The sequence below is a fragment of the Candidatus Enterococcus ikei genome (assembly GCF_017316105.1).
GTDB classification, from domain to species: Bacteria; Bacillota; Bacilli; order Lactobacillales; family Enterococcaceae; genus Enterococcus_L; species Enterococcus_L ikei.
Genome location: NZ_JAFLWD010000044.1, coordinates 1 through 17,096 on the forward strand (window position 1 = coordinate 1; position 17,096 = coordinate 17,096).

General features: G+C 31.9%; 15 protein-coding genes. 5 read left to right on the plus strand and 10 right to left on the minus strand.

Annotation, left to right across the window (positions count from 1 at the left end):
• From JZO69_RS15070 to JZO69_RS15100, 7 genes are all read right to left on the minus strand, one after another.
• A partial coding sequence (locus JZO69_RS15070) for a lectin-like domain-containing protein (protein WP_207113647.1) occupies positions 1-1,601 on the minus strand: 1,601 nt, incomplete at its 3' end.
• 1,125 nt (positions 1,602-2,726) lie between these two features.
• Complete coding sequence (locus JZO69_RS15075; RefSeq protein WP_207113648.1) at positions 2,727-2,987, minus strand: hypothetical protein; 261 nt, start codon at positions 2,985-2,987, stop codon at positions 2,727-2,729.
• The gene (locus tag JZO69_RS15080) at positions 2,984-4,003 is read right to left on the minus strand and encodes a WxLIP family cell surface protein (RefSeq protein WP_207113649.1); all 1,020 of its coding nucleotides are present in this window, start codon (positions 4,001-4,003) and stop codon (positions 2,984-2,986) included. Before JZO69_RS15080 ends, JZO69_RS15075 begins: the two co-directional genes overlap by 4 nt.
• Positions 4,004-4,061: 58 nt before the next feature.
• Positions 4,062-4,589 carry a WxL domain-containing protein gene (locus JZO69_RS15085; protein ID WP_207113650.1) on the minus strand — a complete coding sequence of 176 codons (528 nt, stop codon included), beginning with the start codon at positions 4,587-4,589 and terminating at the stop codon, positions 4,062-4,064.
• Positions 4,590-5,485: 896 nt separating this feature from the next.
• Positions 5,486-6,937, minus strand: a complete 1,452-nt coding sequence (locus tag JZO69_RS15090; RefSeq protein ID WP_207113651.1) for a helix-turn-helix domain-containing protein — start codon at positions 6,935-6,937, stop codon at positions 5,486-5,488.
• 415 nt (positions 6,938-7,352) lie between these two features.
• Positions 7,353-8,243 carry a reverse transcriptase family protein gene (locus JZO69_RS15095; RefSeq protein WP_207113652.1) on the minus strand — a complete coding sequence of 297 codons (891 nt, stop codon included), beginning with the start codon at positions 8,241-8,243 and terminating at the stop codon, positions 7,353-7,355.
• Between the two features lie 2 nt (positions 8,244-8,245).
• Positions 8,246-8,533, minus strand: a complete 288-nt coding sequence (locus tag JZO69_RS15100) for a helix-turn-helix domain-containing protein (RefSeq protein WP_206846915.1) — start codon at positions 8,531-8,533, stop codon at positions 8,246-8,248.
• 770 nt (positions 8,534-9,303) lie between these two features.
• On the opposite strand from JZO69_RS15100, the gene JZO69_RS15105 reads away from it, so the two are divergent.
• Genes JZO69_RS15105 through JZO69_RS15120 form a run of 4 tightly spaced genes read left to right on the plus strand, consistent with a single transcriptional unit; the run spans position 9,304 to position 12,737 of the window.
• Complete coding sequence (locus tag JZO69_RS15105; RefSeq protein WP_206846924.1) at positions 9,304-9,882, plus strand: recombinase family protein; 579 nt, start codon at positions 9,304-9,306, stop codon at positions 9,880-9,882.
• Positions 9,875-11,314, plus strand: a complete 1,440-nt coding sequence (locus JZO69_RS15110) for a Mu transposase C-terminal domain-containing protein (RefSeq protein ID WP_207113653.1) — start codon at positions 9,875-9,877, stop codon at positions 11,312-11,314. The genes JZO69_RS15105 and JZO69_RS15110 overlap by 8 nt, the downstream gene beginning before the upstream one ends.
• Positions 11,307-12,122 carry an AAA family ATPase gene (locus tag JZO69_RS15115; protein ID WP_206846917.1) on the plus strand — a complete coding sequence of 272 codons (816 nt, stop codon included), beginning with the start codon at positions 11,307-11,309 and terminating at the stop codon, positions 12,120-12,122. The genes JZO69_RS15110 and JZO69_RS15115 overlap by 8 nt, the downstream gene beginning before the upstream one ends.
• A 15-nt stretch (positions 12,123-12,137) precedes the next feature.
• Entirely contained in the window at positions 12,138-12,737 is a 600-nt protein-coding gene (locus tag JZO69_RS15120) for a recombinase family protein (RefSeq protein ID WP_206846918.1), read from the plus strand.
• A 49-nt stretch (positions 12,738-12,786) separates the two neighbouring features.
• Here the strand turns inward: JZO69_RS15120 and JZO69_RS15125 are convergent, their stop codons facing one another.
• The 3 genes from JZO69_RS15125 to JZO69_RS15135 form a co-directional block, all read right to left on the minus strand.
• The gene (locus JZO69_RS15125; RefSeq protein WP_207113654.1) at positions 12,787-13,059 is read right to left on the minus strand and encodes a hypothetical protein; all 273 of its coding nucleotides are present in this window, start codon (positions 13,057-13,059) and stop codon (positions 12,787-12,789) included.
• Between the two features lie 550 nt (positions 13,060-13,609).
• Positions 13,610-15,730 (minus strand): hypothetical protein, encoded by a 2,121-nt coding sequence (locus JZO69_RS15130; RefSeq protein ID WP_207113655.1) that lies wholly within the window; start codon positions 15,728-15,730, stop codon positions 13,610-13,612.
• A 387-nt stretch (positions 15,731-16,117) separates the two neighbouring features.
• Positions 16,118-16,696, minus strand: a complete 579-nt coding sequence (locus tag JZO69_RS15135) for a TMEM175 family protein (protein WP_207113656.1) — start codon at positions 16,694-16,696, stop codon at positions 16,118-16,120.
• Between the two features lie 165 nt (positions 16,697-16,861).
• On the opposite strand from JZO69_RS15135, the gene JZO69_RS15140 reads away from it, so the two are divergent.
• Complete coding sequence (locus JZO69_RS15140; protein ID WP_207113657.1) at positions 16,862-17,062, plus strand: hypothetical protein; 201 nt, start codon at positions 16,862-16,864, stop codon at positions 17,060-17,062.
• The last annotated feature ends 34 nt before the right edge of the window (positions 17,063-17,096 follow it).

Here is a 17,096-nt window from a genome sequence, read left to right on the forward strand (position 1 = left end):
AAACTCGTTTTATCTTCTTTTACCTCAACTGTAACTGCATTACTGTAGACCCACTTATTTTGTGCATTTAGTATTGCCATATATACTCTATGCTTATCTGGTTTACTGGTGTCTATTTCTTTGACTTTTTCCTTGCCATCTATCCAGACCCATACTACTTCTTCTGGTGTTATTGGATTTCCAGCTTTATCTACTACATTTTCAAAAACTCTTCCTAAGTCCCATTTCTCCCCTACGTATAACTTATCATCTTTTAATTTTGCTTTCGTCTGATCTTCTTTTACCGTTACTGTACATTCAGAATCTTTACGGACTCCTTCTTCTTCAATGGTATATTTTATTTTGTGTGTACCTGGCTTGCTTGTATCTACATCTCCATCTACAGTAATTAGAGAACTAGCAAAAGAAACACTATTCCCTCTCAAATCTACAGCACTCACAAAATTATCTTTCGCTCTCCACTCTTGCCCTACATATAATGTACTATTTTTCGTTTCAATTTTTAAATTTTGTGGAATATTTTTGATTGCTATGGCATTTCTAGCAGATACAGCTCCGGTTGCTGCTGTGAACCCCCAATATGCCCCGTCAGAAAATCTTCCAGGGTATTCAATTTTTTTTTTATTTTTAATAACTTTATCTCGTACTATTGTACGGTTAGTTCCAGGATCCCACAACTCTTCTTTCTGCAAAAGTTCATAGGATAATTCGGAAATTGCAGGATTCCATGAAACGTTAAGGGCGTGCCAATATCCATTTGAAATCCCGCGATTAAAGTACCTTCCTTCTGCACCAAGTCCTATCTTCTCTGCTGCATCATGAATTTTCTGACTACTATTAAACCACGAATCAACAATAGCAATATGTTGCCTCCATGAACCATCTACATACTCGTCGTATCCATCTTGGTTTAACCAAGTATCAATTTCTAAAGAAATAGAGAACGGATCATAGTTACCATATGCACCTAACCCAGACCCAGATCGTCCAATAAAACGGCGACTCGTTTTTTGAAAAGTTAAAGTTATGCCATCTGCTGCGTCAGATCTGCCGTTACCTAAATAAACATATGCCTGTAGCTTAAAAGGTTTTCGAAAATCCAATTTATCTTTTGACCACATTGCAGATACTTGATTCGTTCTAGATGTTAAAACTAGAGTTCTGCCACCATTTTCTAAAAATCCAGAACCCACAATCCCTTCAACATCAAATATCCTGTCTAATCTTTCTGTATCATCTGGAGCAAATGTTGACGTATCTACATCATCTGAAGTAGATGCTGCCGTATCTGCATCACCTGAAGTAGATATTGTCATGTCTGCATCATCCGAAGTAGGTGTCGTCGTTTCTGAACCACCTGAAGTAGGTGTTGTCGCTTCTGAACCACCTGAAGTAGGTGCTGTCATATCTGCACCACCTGAAGTAGGTGTTGTCGTTTCTGCACCACCTGAAGTAGGTGTTGTCGTTTCTGAACCACCTGAAGTAGGTGTTGTCGTTTCTGAACCACTTGAAGTAGGTGTTGTCGTTTCTGCATCAATACTAGTTAGTAAAAATAAGCAAAATATAGAGCCAAAAAGATAAGCTGTCAAAAAGTGTTTCATTTATCAAAACTCCTCGCATAATATTATTGTCAGACAAAGTCCTGACTAGACATATATCAATTCCGCTTTTGATATTTATGATAGCTAAATGATTGTCTAAATTTCCCTTGAAACATTACGTATTCCTATGACAGTCTGCCACCTATTTTCTGATCAATATATGACTAGGCTAGATAGAGCAACGATTCAAAATATCTAATGGGGCTATATCATCTAAAAGTTTGAGAAAGTAACCTCTATCTAAAAATATGTTATTTCATTCTTTTTATCAACATTAAAAATTGACATTTGGAAATATAATGGCTAGTATGGAGCCCACCGATACTACTATCTGTCTATTTATTTTTGTTTGCGTTCGATTACTTTGTTATAGCTTTTAATCTTATACAATCTGACTTATTAAGTAGTTTTTATATTAGAAAGACTAAATCGATTCTCTCGAGCAAAGATATTTTTCGGTTGGAACAACTCTTGCGTTTCCATTAAACCTTCTTATGCAATGTCGTAGACTGGTTTAGATCAAGTATTTCATTAATCTGTTCGCTGATTGGTGACTTCTTATGAACAAAATGGAATCTCTAAACGCGGATTCCTCTGCTAAAGAATATCTTCTGGGCACGCTACTTTCGTTGCTTCTTTTTTTTAACCAGCATTATCAATCTAATATAGAAAATTGAAATCATGTGTAAAAAATCATAGCACTGCTGTAGTAATCGTAGCTAAGAAATTAATCGATATTATTTTTGCTATTTGAACCAAAATATCCCCTTTGAATTTCAACCCACTATTTAAAAAGCTAATTTCAAGATTTAATAAGAGAATGTTTAGTTATATATCTTCAGTCAAAAGCTTTGCAATAAAATCCTAGAATAATTGTTGAATAATCTGTAACTAGATTTGTCAGCTAATATTAAGTACTAAGAAAAAAATTATAAAATACATTTCAAACAGTGTTACTTCATTTAAATATTGACGAAACTTCTAAAAATTCAAACTAAAAAATTTCACGCTGTTTTATTCTGTTTTTTTTATTTATATGATAAACCATCCATCCAATTACACTCAACAAAAGAAGCATCACAAATGTATGTAATGAAAGAATACGTTTATTTGTTTTGTGATCGTCTACAGTTGTTTCATTCCAGCAGCTTGCTTCTTATTTTTAATGATAACAAAGGCTTTTACTACATACCCTGAAGGTTTATACTCAACTACTTCTATCTCATCTTTTTGCTTGAACCAATCACACACTCCTGAAATCAAGCAATTACCATCGCCACCCAAAACATCAACTTTACTTACAAGACTCCCATTCACTTCTAAACAAATATGGACAATGTCTTTCCCGTAAATCCCTTCAATCATTTTGTCCCCATAGGTATTCATCGATTACCGTCACCATTGCCGCTTTTTAGTGAATTCTTTATAAACAACAATAGAAGTATGATAAATAGAATAATTATTATAGTCAATATACAGAGAGTATACTTTTCAATAAAATTTTTTTTAATATCAACAGAGGTTTTATTTAACTTCTCAGCTGCTTCTGCTCTAATTTCAAAATTTTTCGTAAATGACCATTTATTTCCTTTTCCATCAGTTAAATTAATAATATAAGTATATTTTCCAGGGTCAAATTGTTTATTCCACTCTGTCAAAAGACTAAATTTAGAATTGGGAGCAAAACTCAATTGTTCTTTTGTTTTTTCAAGGATAGGAGTTTTTTCTCCTTGTCTTTCTATAAATATTTCTGCTGTTACATTTGATATAATAGTCGGTGTAATGTTTCTTAATTTAAACTTAACATTATTCCGAAAGTTTTCTTGAGAAATTCTTACTTCTCCTCCTTCTAATTTAGGAACAATGTCTTTAGCTGTTTCCGCAAGTTGAATTGCTAACGTTCGTGTAAACACATTGTTTACACCGTCAGATTCATCTTCCATAATTGGTTCTACAGTAATCCCACCTAAAGCAACCCCTTCAAATGGTGTTGCTGGAACAGATAATTCAAGCAAAACTTCTTTTTCACCATTTGCAGGAACGTCAACGTGTTGTTCTTTTAGTGTCAAACAATCTTTTAATGATAGTTTCAGTGACTCATCCTTTTCAAAATCAGCGATTGAATAATCGATAATTCCGTTTTGATTTGTAGTTGCTGTATTTACACATAGTTTGTATTTCACATTCTCGTTAGAATTATTCTTAATTTTTATTTTGAGCGTTTGCTTTTGACTCGGTGTGACAGTTAAGTCAAAATAACTAGGAACATCAGGATTCTGATTTTCTGTTAAAACAGGTATCACAGAGAAATCATTGCTGTCAGCTAATGCTAGTTGTCCAAAACCTAAAGCTGAGAATACAAACATAAGGACTAGCGCAACTTTCTTTAATAATTTTCTCATTATTTTCTCCTTAGGAATAAAAAACCTCCTGAAGTGGAGGCTTTTTAGTTGTTATACTTTACTTAGTTCCTGGCCCTTCAGCCAAATTCCATACAATAGTCGTTGTATAAGTAGTTGCCAATTGCTTTTCTGGAACTATTAACTTAGCATTCAGGCTAACACTTGTATCAAAGTCTGTTGTCTTAATGTCAGCATCTGCAACTGTTGCAATCATTTGTGGCTGAGAATTTAAATCAGCTGCTGATCCAGGTTTAGCTACTGTAGCATTTGATTCAATCTTTGGAGTAACATTTAATCCCATTCCTTTAAAATTTTCATCCTTTAATTTAGCTGTTAGTGTCCAACCTTTACTACTTGAACCACGTAAATCTTCAATGGTAATACTTGATTTATCTTTTTCCGTCGCTGTTGTTCCACCTTTTTTTAAAGTCACATCATTAAAAGTAATATTTTTAGTTTCAGAAATTTTAATTCCACCAGATTTAACTAATACAGAAGCTGTTGTTTCTTCAGCATGTACTGATTGTCCTAATCCCAATGCTCCAATTGTTACTAAACCTGCTACTACTAAATTAATCTTTTTCATTCTTATGCTCTCCATTTCTTCTATTATATATATTACAACTATCTCAATTAATAGAATTAGTGTTCCTATAATTGAGATGAATTAATAAACTCATTTGTTTGTGGTAAGCTTTTTTTTGCTCAATTTCTTATTTGATTCTTTATACTTTTGCTTTTCTAAATCATTAGTACTTTTTTTGAACTTTTGGTAGTAGTATCAAAAGTTAGACATCTTTTCGTAGAGATAAAAATAAATTAAACTTATCTACGAGAGGAAGGATTTTATAATCGTAATCGAATCCATAGTTCGATTCATTACTTAACTCCACAGGAGTTTGAAGATTTAGAAACAGAGAAAATAGCTTAGCGGTCTCTACTAAAATGTGTCCAAGATATTGAATCAAATCCAATGGTTTTTTGGATTCCATTTTCTTCAACGTATAGTTTAGTGTCTTTTGTTTTTAGGCTACTTTTGTATTCCTTAACTGTAACATTAATATTTACATGGACTACAATAGATCTCATAATTAGATATCCCAAAGATTACAAAAAAACTAATTATTGCGAGTGAAAAATTCAGGATTGTTAAGCTCACAAAATAAGTTGGCTAAGTTAAAGGATTTATCGACAGCTTCCTCTAATTTAACTATATAAATAGTTAAATTAGAGATTCACATTATTTTAGAACAAATTCAATTAATCAGAAAACAAATTACTAACGTTGAAAGAAAATAAAAATATCAGTAGCTAAACAAGTCAATGGACTTCGAATTGTCCAATAACCAAAAAAAACATTTTCTTTATAATACACTACTGTCTGCTATTTTTCTTATCCTTTTTTTTCCATTTGGTAAATATCAGGATAAAACAGAAATGAATCTTAACCTCATGATTTTTAAGTTTAAACACTTAGTCAATTTATTCCAAATGATTATTTAGAAATTCTCTTAAACAATTCCATGTACTAGAATCAGGCGTTCCATGATAAATGAAGATTTTCTTATCTGTATTTATACGAGGGCTATCTCCAATTATAATATCTGCACTGTCGTACTCTTCTTCTACTTTTAAAATTTTTTCACAATAATTCAATTTCAATTTATTAATAATCATCGTCCTATATTCAGAATAATGGTTGAATTCAACATATACTTTACTAGCTTGTATATTGGTCAATTTTATGTAACTAGAACAAACTGGTATTAAACTACATTTTAATTGACTATAGGATTTTTCATTCTTATATTTATTAAAATGTTTTTCCACTAATCTTTCTAAACACTGTTCAACTTTTCCTTCTTTAATAACAAGTTCAGTATTACACATATATTGATATAATCCTAAATGGTGAATTACAGTTATCCGCTTATATAGCGTATATAAAATTTCATAGTAGTATTTATCTGGCAAATTAAAATAACACTTTATATCATTAAGAAAATTAACTACTAATTGAACTAATGTATCATCACATGTAGATAACTTTTTACCAATGATTATTTTTTGCTCTTTAGTACGTAATTCTTGACAGAAATAGTGTATAAGAAAAGACAAGCAAATTTGCTCTTTATTATCCAATAAATTAGTCTCTCCTAAGTTTAAAGAATAGGCTTCCTCATTGACCATAATTTTTCCAATTCGATTATTAATATCAATTGTACTAGGGAGAGAAACATTTGTTTTTGATGCTTCAAAAACAGACAGGAGAATCTTTAACCTTGTTTGATTTACTCGCGTAAGTAATTGATGATTTTTTAAATCCTTATTAGTACAGCAAACGCAACAATTTTTTTTAATATTTTTGAAAATCCAAGTATTTTCATCAGAAACTAACATTGCTAAAAGAAAGTGGAAAATTTTTATAGAAATTTCACTTCCGGTAATTATATATACTTTATCTTTTTTTTTTAATTTAATATCAGATTCCATATTAAAAAAAAATAAGTCTAATTTCTTTATTATTTTATATGTATAAGAATCACTATAAAACAAGCTTTCCGATAAATCTGATATCGTAAATTCTCGTTTCTCTAAAGTAAATAGTAGTACATTATAAACACTAGATGAAAGTAAATACTTTTTTCGCAGTTTTATCAAAATAGAACAATAATCATTGTTACTTATTTCTGAATTAAGATGCACTGATTCATCTTTTATAAATATTAAATCGTTAGAATTTTTTAATTTTTTTACTTCACACATTTCCTCGTTTACAATTGTTATTATTCTTTTTAATTCTTTTCTCGAAACATTACACTTCTTCTCTAAACTTGAAATTAGTATACTTCCTGAGTGTAATTGATGTATTATAATTAATTTTTGCAATTGCTTTTTTTCTAATAAAATATTTTTCAGATTATCTAAAAGCATAGTACAACTTCCTTTCATGTATTATAATAAAAAAGTAGCCTTTAATTTACTAGAAAAATTAACTATGTGCAAGGAATAACTTATGTTCTCAACTATCATTTTTGTAAGATTAAATGATAATTTTTAAATGCAAATAAATTGTGGGTTGAATTTAAATCTGATATTATTTTGTGGAACCTATTCAAGAAGAGTCAGTCAGACGAAAAAATATCTGATAAGGAAGCTCGCGACAAGTTTTTTACAAACTTCTTCCTTCTTTAAACTGGCTTGTCATTTTTCGTTTTAAATGGCACAGTTTTTATTTTGATAAATGGCATAATTCGTTTACCGTACCATTGTGAGACTTATTATAGTTACTAATATCTTAAAAAAAATTTGATGTATAAATTTACACAAAAAAGAAAACACCGATGATTCAATGTTTTCTTTTTTTGTATTTAGCTTTGATATTTGGGAATATATTAGTTTCGATTCGTCCCACATATGCTAATCTGCCGGATAACTTAGATATTTCTTTATGGTCTTCAGTTTTATCAATATTTCTAATTCCATCAATGATTTTTTTTCTATGCTCGTTAGAAACACGAAGCTCATTGTCAGGTGTCACAACTACACCTGTGATTTTTTTAAACCTTGTTTTACCTAAATAACGTGACTTTTCTAAATTTAGGGAATGACCATACTTTTTAAGTATTCGATCTATTTTATCTTTTAAAATATTGGGAGCTCCAATCGGGGAGACACTGGAAATCGTAATATCATCAATATATACAGAAAGAATTTGATCCTCATTTAACAACGAGCAAACTTCCACAAACATGTCCTGATAAGAAAAAAAACTTATCAAAACACTAGAAGGACTTCCAGTAACTAGTTTTCCTTTAAAAGTACAAATATCAGTCATTATTTTCGAACAATCAGAAGACATTAACATTTTGTTTTTGAAATAAAGATAAATGTATTCTCTATGGCAATGTTCATAGAATTTTTTTATGTCTAAGACCAAAAAATAATGTGAATGTATATGACGTTTCGAGTTCGTCAAATTACTGCGCTTTTTTATGCCTCCTTGAAGCCAAATAGGTTTTTCCAATCTACTTAATAAGTCATTTACTTTACTCTGTAATTTTTTTAAGTCAGGGCTTGGTTCATAAACAAGCCGTCCCTTTTTATTAGTGAATTCCCTATACCTTCTGTTTTTTTCTATTTTTTTTAATTCACTCACTTGTACTCCAAGTATTTTAGCAAGTTTCTTTTTTTGTTGACACTTGAAAAAAGGAGACTGATCAATACTATATTCTTTCATAGTTAATCAGTCTCCTTGGAAAAGCTATTTATTAATTTTGCCATTTTATTTCTTATCCATTTTTCACCATCTTTTTCTGAATCCGAATACTGCTCAGAAAATAATAGGAGGCTAGATAACTTAATATCTAAAATATTGGAATATTTTTTTAGAATATCTAAAGATGGTTCTTTTTTATTATTTTCAATTTCAGATAAATAGCTGGGAGAAATTTCTAATTCTGCACTCATTTCTTTAGCAGTAAATCCATATATCATCCGTAATTTCTTTAATGTATCTCCAATACTCATAAATGTTCATTCCTTCTTAATAAAATAAATTAACCAGGCGTCTCTTACTACACTGATAACAAAGTTTTTACAATTTTTATTATCAGATGGATAAGTTCTAATAGTTTAAAAAAGGTCTTAAACCAGAATAGTTTTTTAGCCTGTTTCTTATCCTTGAGACTCTCTCTCTTTTGCATCCGTGAATTTTCAAAGTTTTCATTTTCCATTTTGAAAATCTCCTTTCTGATAGCCATATTGTAGAGGCTACCTTTCGTCAGAAGGAGTTGGTTAAAGACAGAATTGACCTGATTAATTATTTCGGGCTCTGAGAGCCTTTCCTCGGAGCCCGGCAAGCGGTTTACCGCTTAGCCTGATTTTCTTTGGGACTCAACCCGAGCAGTTTAAAGTGGTAGAGTATATGTATCATACTCCTCGAGCATACTATGCTCCAATTTATTGAAAGGATATGACCAAGAAAATAATTACTATTTTCTGGATGCTAAAATCATTATAAATGACAAACTCGAAAAAGTCAATATATAATAGCCTATATGCGAATTAAATTCGCTGACGTGTGAAAATAGTTTTTCGCTCCTTAATCATTTTAACTAATGTAATTTGATAGCAATTAATTTGTTTAAGTGTACAGAAAATATCCATTTTCTGTACACTTAGTTTTTTTAAGCTTTTTCCAACTATTTTCGAATATATCATGTTCAAAAAGCCGTAACAAATTCTATGTTCAATTAATTGTGTTTATTAAAGATATGGTACAATCAAATGGAAAGGAGTTGATTAATTTGAATATTGGTTATGCACGAGTATCAACTGGATTACAAAATTTAGACCTTCAGGAAGATAGTCTAAAAAAATATGGCTGCGAAAAAATCTTTACTGATCATTTGAGCGGTTCAAAAAGCAAACGTCTTGGTTTAGAAGCTGCGATCGACTATGCGCGAGCTGGGGACAAAATTGTTGTGTGGCGATTAGATCGATTAGGGAGAAATATGGAAGATTTAATCTCTTTAGTGAATCGATTGAATGAACAGGGGATTAGTTTTCACAGCACACAAGAGAATATTACAATGGAGAAGTCCAGTTCTACTGGTCAATTGATTTTTCATCTATTTGCAGCATTTGCGGAATTTGAACGTAATCTCATTTTAGAACGTTCTGCTGCTGGTAGAGCCGCTGCAAGAGCTAGAGGGCGCTTTGGTGGACGACCAGAAAAATTAACGAAACAAGATTTGGAATTATTGAAAACTTTGGTGGATAATGGAACACCAATTAAAGCTATTGCGGATAAGTGGAATATCTCTCGAACAACTGTCTATCGCTATTTAGAGAAGATGGAGAAAGAGTATGAATAACTTTAAGCCTTTGAGCTATTTTACAGATAGTCAGCGAGAAAGTGCTGAAAAGAAGTATAAAATTATTGAGCCTAATATACTGAATGACCATCCTTTATCACTAATATCTTCCGATACTGGCATTCCTTTAAGGACTTTATATAGGTGGAAAGAAAAATATAATACCAAAGGTTTGAAGGGATTGATTCGGCAGAAGAGATCAGATTTAGGAGAGATAAAGGTTGAAAATCATATAAAATCGTTAATTAAAAATTCTCGCTTGAGTAATAGACGAATTAGCATTGCTACAATACATCGGAAAATCATTTCTCAGTGTGAACGACAAGATTTAACAGCTCCTAGCTATCAACAGGTATACAAAATAGTGAAGGAACTCCCAGATTCAATGATTGAATTAGCTCATAATGGTCAGAAACTTTATTCAGAGAAATATGACTTGGTTTATACAAGAGAATCGAAGCGACCAAACGAAATTTGGCAAGCAGATCACACTTTATTAGACATTGAAGTTTTAGACGAAAAAAACAGAATATGTAGGCCGTGGCTATCAATCATTATTGACGACTACAGTAGAGCAATTGCAGGATATTATATTTCGTTTAAAAATCCGTCAGCAATTAATACAGCTCTAATGCTTTACCAGGCTATATGGAGAAAAGAAAATCCCAAATGGCCTGTTTGTGGTATACCTGAAAAATTCTATACGGATCATGGAAGTGATTTTACGTCTAAACAGCTGGAACAAGTTGCTATAGATTTAAAAATGCAACTTATTTTTTCAAAAATTGGTGTTCCTAGAGGCCGTGGAAAAATAGAGCGTTTTTTTCAAAGTGTGAATCAATTACTTCTGGAAAATTTACCTGGATATATTAAAAACCGTAAGTCAGAATCGTTATTAACAATACAAGAATTAGAGCGCAAGCTCGAAGAGTTTCTTATTTATAATTACAATCATAGAATTCATACAAGTATTCAAGAAACGCCCGTTAACCTCTGGAACGCTTCTGGTTTCTTACCACAAATGCCTGATACTTTGGAAGACTTGGATCTACTGTTACTGTATATATCCAAAGCTAGAAAGGTTCATTCGGATGGTATATATTTTCAAGGATTTAGATATATAAATAGTAACTTATCTGCGTATGTGGGTGAATCTGTTCAAATCCGATATAACCCTAAAGATTTAGCAGAGATTCGAGTGTTTTTCCAAAATAAGTATTTATGTACAGCTATAGCTCCCGATCTATCAAATTTCACTGTTGATTTAAATGATATCGTAGCTGCTAGAAATAAAAGAAGACGTCAGTTAAAAAAAGAATCTATAGAAATAAACTCAGTGGCACAGACTGTAATAGAAGATAAAATGTCAGAATTAACTGTAAAAAGTGAAAAATCTAATAAATCCAAAATAAAGAGGTACTTCAATGACTAATACAAAGCAATTTATTGAAACAAAAGAATATAAAAGGTTTGCTGAGTTTTGTGATGCATGTATTAAGTATAAATATATTGGGATTTGTTACGGTACGCCAGGTGTAGGTAAAACTTTATCTTCTCGTCATTATACAAATTGGGACATGATAGGTTCGCAGTTAGACTACCAACTACTTTCACAAGTAGGGAAATATGCCACTAAAGAACTAATAATGGCCAACAAACTTTTCTATACAGCACCTGCTGAGAAAGGTTCAAAAATAAGTGGAGATATTCGTGATCTGGGTTATAAAATGTCTTATGGCAAATCAATATACCAATCAAAAATAACTGAAAGTGAAATTGAGCCTATTCAACTCAGTGAATTCGAAGAAGTTGAATTGATTATCATTGATGAAATTGATCGTTTGAAACTACAACATTTAGAACAACTTAGGGACATTTATGATCAGCATAATTTAGCTATGATATTTATTGGAATGCCTGGTATAGAAAAAAGGTTATCTCGCTACCCACAACTATATTCTCGAATCGGATTTTCACATGAATTTGATAAATTAAGTAAAGACGAAACCCATCATATATTAGAATATAAATGGTCAGAATTAGGTATTCCCATAAAATTAGAAGACTTCTCAGATTACGAAGCAATTACTAGCATTGTAAAAATTACCGGTGGGAATTTCCGTTTAATTCATAGACTTTTTACTCAAATTGATCGAATACTCGAAATAAATCAATTAAAGACTATTTCTGTAGAAGTTGTGGAAGCAGCACGCGATAGCCTAGTGATTGGGATAAAATAAAACTGGAGTGAGTCAATGAACGTAGCCTATACATCTATGTATAAAAATGAAAAAAAGATTTCATTGTTTAAAAATCAACTAGCTGAATTTGATATACAGAAAATATTTATCGACCTACCTTCTAAAGGTAAAAGCAAGAAAGAGTTCCAATTAATGCTGGAAATGGTACAACCTGGGGATAGAATAATTATTGTCAGTCTTAATCACTTAGGGGAAAATTATCGTGAAATTCGTGATCGAGTAATTTCTATCCATTCTCAAAAAGTACACCTAACAGTAATAAATTCTAATTTTTTAAATTTTGAAACTGACAATACTCAATTTAATGAATTGGGATTCCAACTGTTTGTAAATTTGTTGGAAGAGATACCTCGCATAAAGGAAGGGTGGAACAGAGAACGACAATTGCTAGGCATTCAGCGGGCCAAAGAAAATGGCGTATACAAAGGAAGACCCACCATGTACTCTGCAAATTCAAAAAATCTTAAAGCAAGAGCTACCTATTTTCAAGTTAAGGACATGTTGCTAAGTGGCTTTCCAATTACTACTATTGAAAGTATGACAGGTATAACTCGACCGACAATTTATCGAATTAGGCGGGAATTAGAAGAATAATTTGGAAGCTAATCATTAGTTGACAAATCAACCATAGAATAACTTATTATTATAAGCAGTAAGTTATTCTATGGTTGGTTTGCCATTTATCGAGATAAAAATCATGCCATTTAAAAAGAAAAATGACAACTTGGTGTTGTAAGTATCTGGTCAGGTGTTTCTGCTGCATCTCAATAGAGTACCATTCAACAAAAATTTCTGATAAACATTCATGAGAGGTCATACTATCCACTCGATTAATTCCATGTTTGATAAAGTATGCATGTGCATATTCAGCTAGTGTGCCTGCATAACATTTACTCAATTCTAATTTTTTAGGCATACTGGTCACTTCCCTGTTGAATTTTTTTAATATTTTAGCCTTTTTGCCTTAACATCGGTTTTTCTTCAGTAGAACACAGCAATTCATTATAGTATTGTCCTTTGTATCTTGTAGAATAATGTTCTACAACAAATTCATCAAGTCTACTGGTAACAAATGAATCGTTTTTTAGATCTCTTACACAGCCATTAATATAATCACCATTTGAAAACTCTATTCTACATTCAGTCGATATCGAAAACCTATTAACTTATTAGAAAGCTTACAGGGTTTTTCAAATTGATCACTCATAGAATTGTATCTTCCTTTCCCAAAAACCGTCATTTTTCACTAACTATTCAAACTCTGCTCTAACTTAATTATTAAAATCGTTCTCTAAATCTAATTTTTGTTTAGTCAACATTCTAATCTATTATTCACTACTTCTAATTTGATCAGCTTCATACCTAATCAAGTTTATTTCTCATCACCCCATATTACTAATAAATAAAAACTGAGATCAGCTAAAAATCAGCTAATCTCAGTTCATATTTCATTACTAGGCTTCACTTTACCGTGCAAGATATGTCTCCAGATACTCACTCAACAGTTTATATCCTTCCATCTTTTGCTCAACCTCTTTGGGACAATAAATCCATTTACCCATGACTTTTCTTTTTTGAGATAGTATGGCTATTTCTTCTAAAAAACCACTCAAATCGGTAATCAATTGTTGACAGCTTAAATCATTGCCTAATATAATATCTTTCTTTTCTCGTTCATATACAGATGCCCATAAATAAGGCAAAACTTCGATTTTTCGAACATTAGCGTAAAAATCATCCTTTGCTATCATGCCTTTGTGACCTATACCACGTACTTGTTGGAAAAATGAATGAATCTCCCATTCTAATTTTTTCAATCTACGTAAAGAAGAGCCTTGTGAATCTTGGCGTGTGCTACTATTTTGATCATAACTATCATCCATCGACCAAGAACTTCTTGTTTCAAGTGTTTTAGGATATTTTTCTGACACTCGATCAAGCATTTCTTCGATCGCTAAAGTAACTGTTGGTCTTTCAGGCCCTATTTCTTCTGTTGATTTCATAGGTCGATTTGCCTGTAGAAAGCTCTCCTTCGTTGGGAAACTTCTGCTTGGTTGCGGATCTGGCTTTGTCTGCGATGATACGGGCGTTATTGCTGGTTCAGGTGTTCTGATCATTGCATTACTTGATTGTGCCACTGGAGTTTCTTGAACGATTTTGGTTGATTCTTTTTGCGCCGTCACTGTTGTTCGGCGCATTTTTTGTTCTAATTCAGCAATCTTTTGATGTGCTTTGATTAATTGAACATCTACTTTACCAACTGTTTGTGTTAATTTTTTGATTTCAGTTGCATTTACTTTTAGTTGCTCTTGATCTTTCTGATGCTGTTCAGCAAATTTTTTTGCTGCATCGCTCTTTGTCAGTTTTGCTACAGGTATTTTTTTCTTTTCTTTTTTTACATTTGTTAGATTGGATTCAATCGACTCCAGTTTTCTAGTCAACTGATTGATCACTTGATTTATTTTATTTGTTTCTGATGCTGTTGCTTGTAATTGTCCGTGATCTTTTTCTATTCTTGCCAATGCTTCAAAATCGGGTTTTGCTTCTAACACATTTGTCTCTACTGTACTTAATTTGTCGTTGATCTGCTGCAATTGACGTGCAATCGCTGTGACTTCTTCACTCGTTGTTGCTAATTTATCAGCTAATTTCATTTGTTCATTACTTGCTTTTTTAGCTATAGAAAAATTCAGATTAGGTCTTTTTTCTTGTTTATTTTTTTCCATTGATTTTTTCAGTTCTTCTACTTGTTGATCAGAACGGTTCATTCTTTGAACGAGTAAATCGATTCTCTTCAACGCTTCATCCAAACGACTCTCCATCGTTGGTTCCGACTTTTCACCTGAACCAAAAACAATTTTAAATTTCGGCGGTGTCTTGGGTTTGGAGCTGTTTGATACTCTAGCATCCACGTATGCTTTAAATGTTGAAAATTCTTCTGCTAATTGTTCGATTTTTTCGTTGGTTCGTTTTAATTGTTTGGCATTTTCAGACTCTAATGCTTCTTTAGCTGCAACTTTGCTTTGTACAACTTTAACAACTGGTGGTTTTCTCTTGTCTTTAACACTTTGAACCTCTTTATAGATATCATTCAAATTTTCGCTAAATTGGTTCATCATCTCTGTTAAAAGTAATACTTCACTATTGGTTTCTCGTAGTCCTTTCGCCATATCAAACGACGAATCCTCTGAAAAACTAGACAAATGCTCCAATGATTCTTCTGGAACTTCTAAACTACTGATCCAGGTACGTAAATCACTGATTTGCAACTTGCTAAGCGGATGTGCTAGTGCAAGAAGCATCGTAATATAGACAGCTTTTTGTGTCACACGTACATAGATTTTTTTTGCAATACAGTCTTCAAACTCATGATTAAATTGCTCTGGTAAATCTGCTAGAAGTGCTTCAAATTGTTCTGGATATTCATAGTCTACAGATACCTCAAATTTTCTCAAGAGATAAACAGAATATTGACTCAGCACATCATCTGAATAGAGCTCTTCACCTAAACGGCTAGCTTCGATTTCTTTTCTAAAAAAAACTTTTTTGTTTCCTGTTATATTTTTTGTAAGGTTTAACTTTTCCATATGTATTAACAGCCCCTTTTCACTTGCACCTTACCTACCCTTTTCATTCTCAAAGAGGCTGGAAGTCAAAACTGTCAACGCTGCTTTCACGCTCCATAACATTTAAATTTAGATAGCATCTTGCAACTAAATTCTGTTACCCTCTACACCTTTTTTGTAATTCTATGTTTATTACGTTCTTTTTTAACCACTCACTTTTAATTTTACCTTAAAAACAATAGGGTTTGTTTTCATAAAATGTTCAAATATCGCAAAAAAATGAGAATAACCAATTTAAAAAAGGTCATCCCCATACAAATATTTATATTTCTAATCATAAAATTCAAAAAAACAACAAAATCAACTAACCTTATCTTTTTATCGCTATTTAAATATTTAGTTACACCGTTACTCTTTATATTGCTTTTCAATTCGTCGGTCTGGAATAATCCACATAATCAAAATAGCAATATTTACGACCAATACAAAATACGGATGGATCAATATACCCAGAGTAATACCTAAAATATTTAAAAAAATCGTTACATAAGATTTATTATATTTTTGAAATAATTCACTTAATGTTGATTCTTTTCCATTTACCCTTATCAATTCTTTGGTCAATATTAAATAAGCAACATTGGCTAGCAGAGTCATGACTCCGTATGTCAGCTGAGGTACTAAGCTATCGATGAAATCCCCTACCCAAGCTGTAGCAAAAGGAACCAATGTTAATGTGAAAATAAAGAAATTATTCGCCCACAAAACACGTCCATCGATTTTATGAACCACTTGAAACATATGATGATGATTGTTCCAATAAATCGCCAACATTACAAAACTTACGATATAAATAAATAGCTTCCGTTCAATTCCTACTAAACCAGCTAAAGTGTCTGTTGTCGGCTGATGTAATTCTAAGACTAAGATAGTCATCACGATAGCAATTACAGCATCTGTAAAAGCTTCAAGTCTTGACTTTGACATATTTCTCATCACCTCATTTTTATTTTACGTTCTTTTTAAACAATTGCAATGAATACGACCCGCCTTAAGGTTGAGAGAAAATCAGCCTAAAGATGGATTCATGAATCAATGAATCTTGCTATACTTTATTCATAGAGAACGAGAGAAAAAATGGAGGTTTTAACAATGAGACAACGCTCAATGGTAATGAACATATTAATGGTAATCGGGTTATTTTTTGCTGGAAGTATTATTTTTAGTATCGTCCTTGGACTTTTAGGCGGTCTATTATGGTTTGCAATCAAGATTATGATTCCTGTAGCAATTGCTGTTTGGTTAGTTCGGATGATTTCAGGTCCGTCAAACAATCGTCGTAGATATTACTAAACCTTCAGCAACAAAAAAAGGGTGTAAAGCAAAA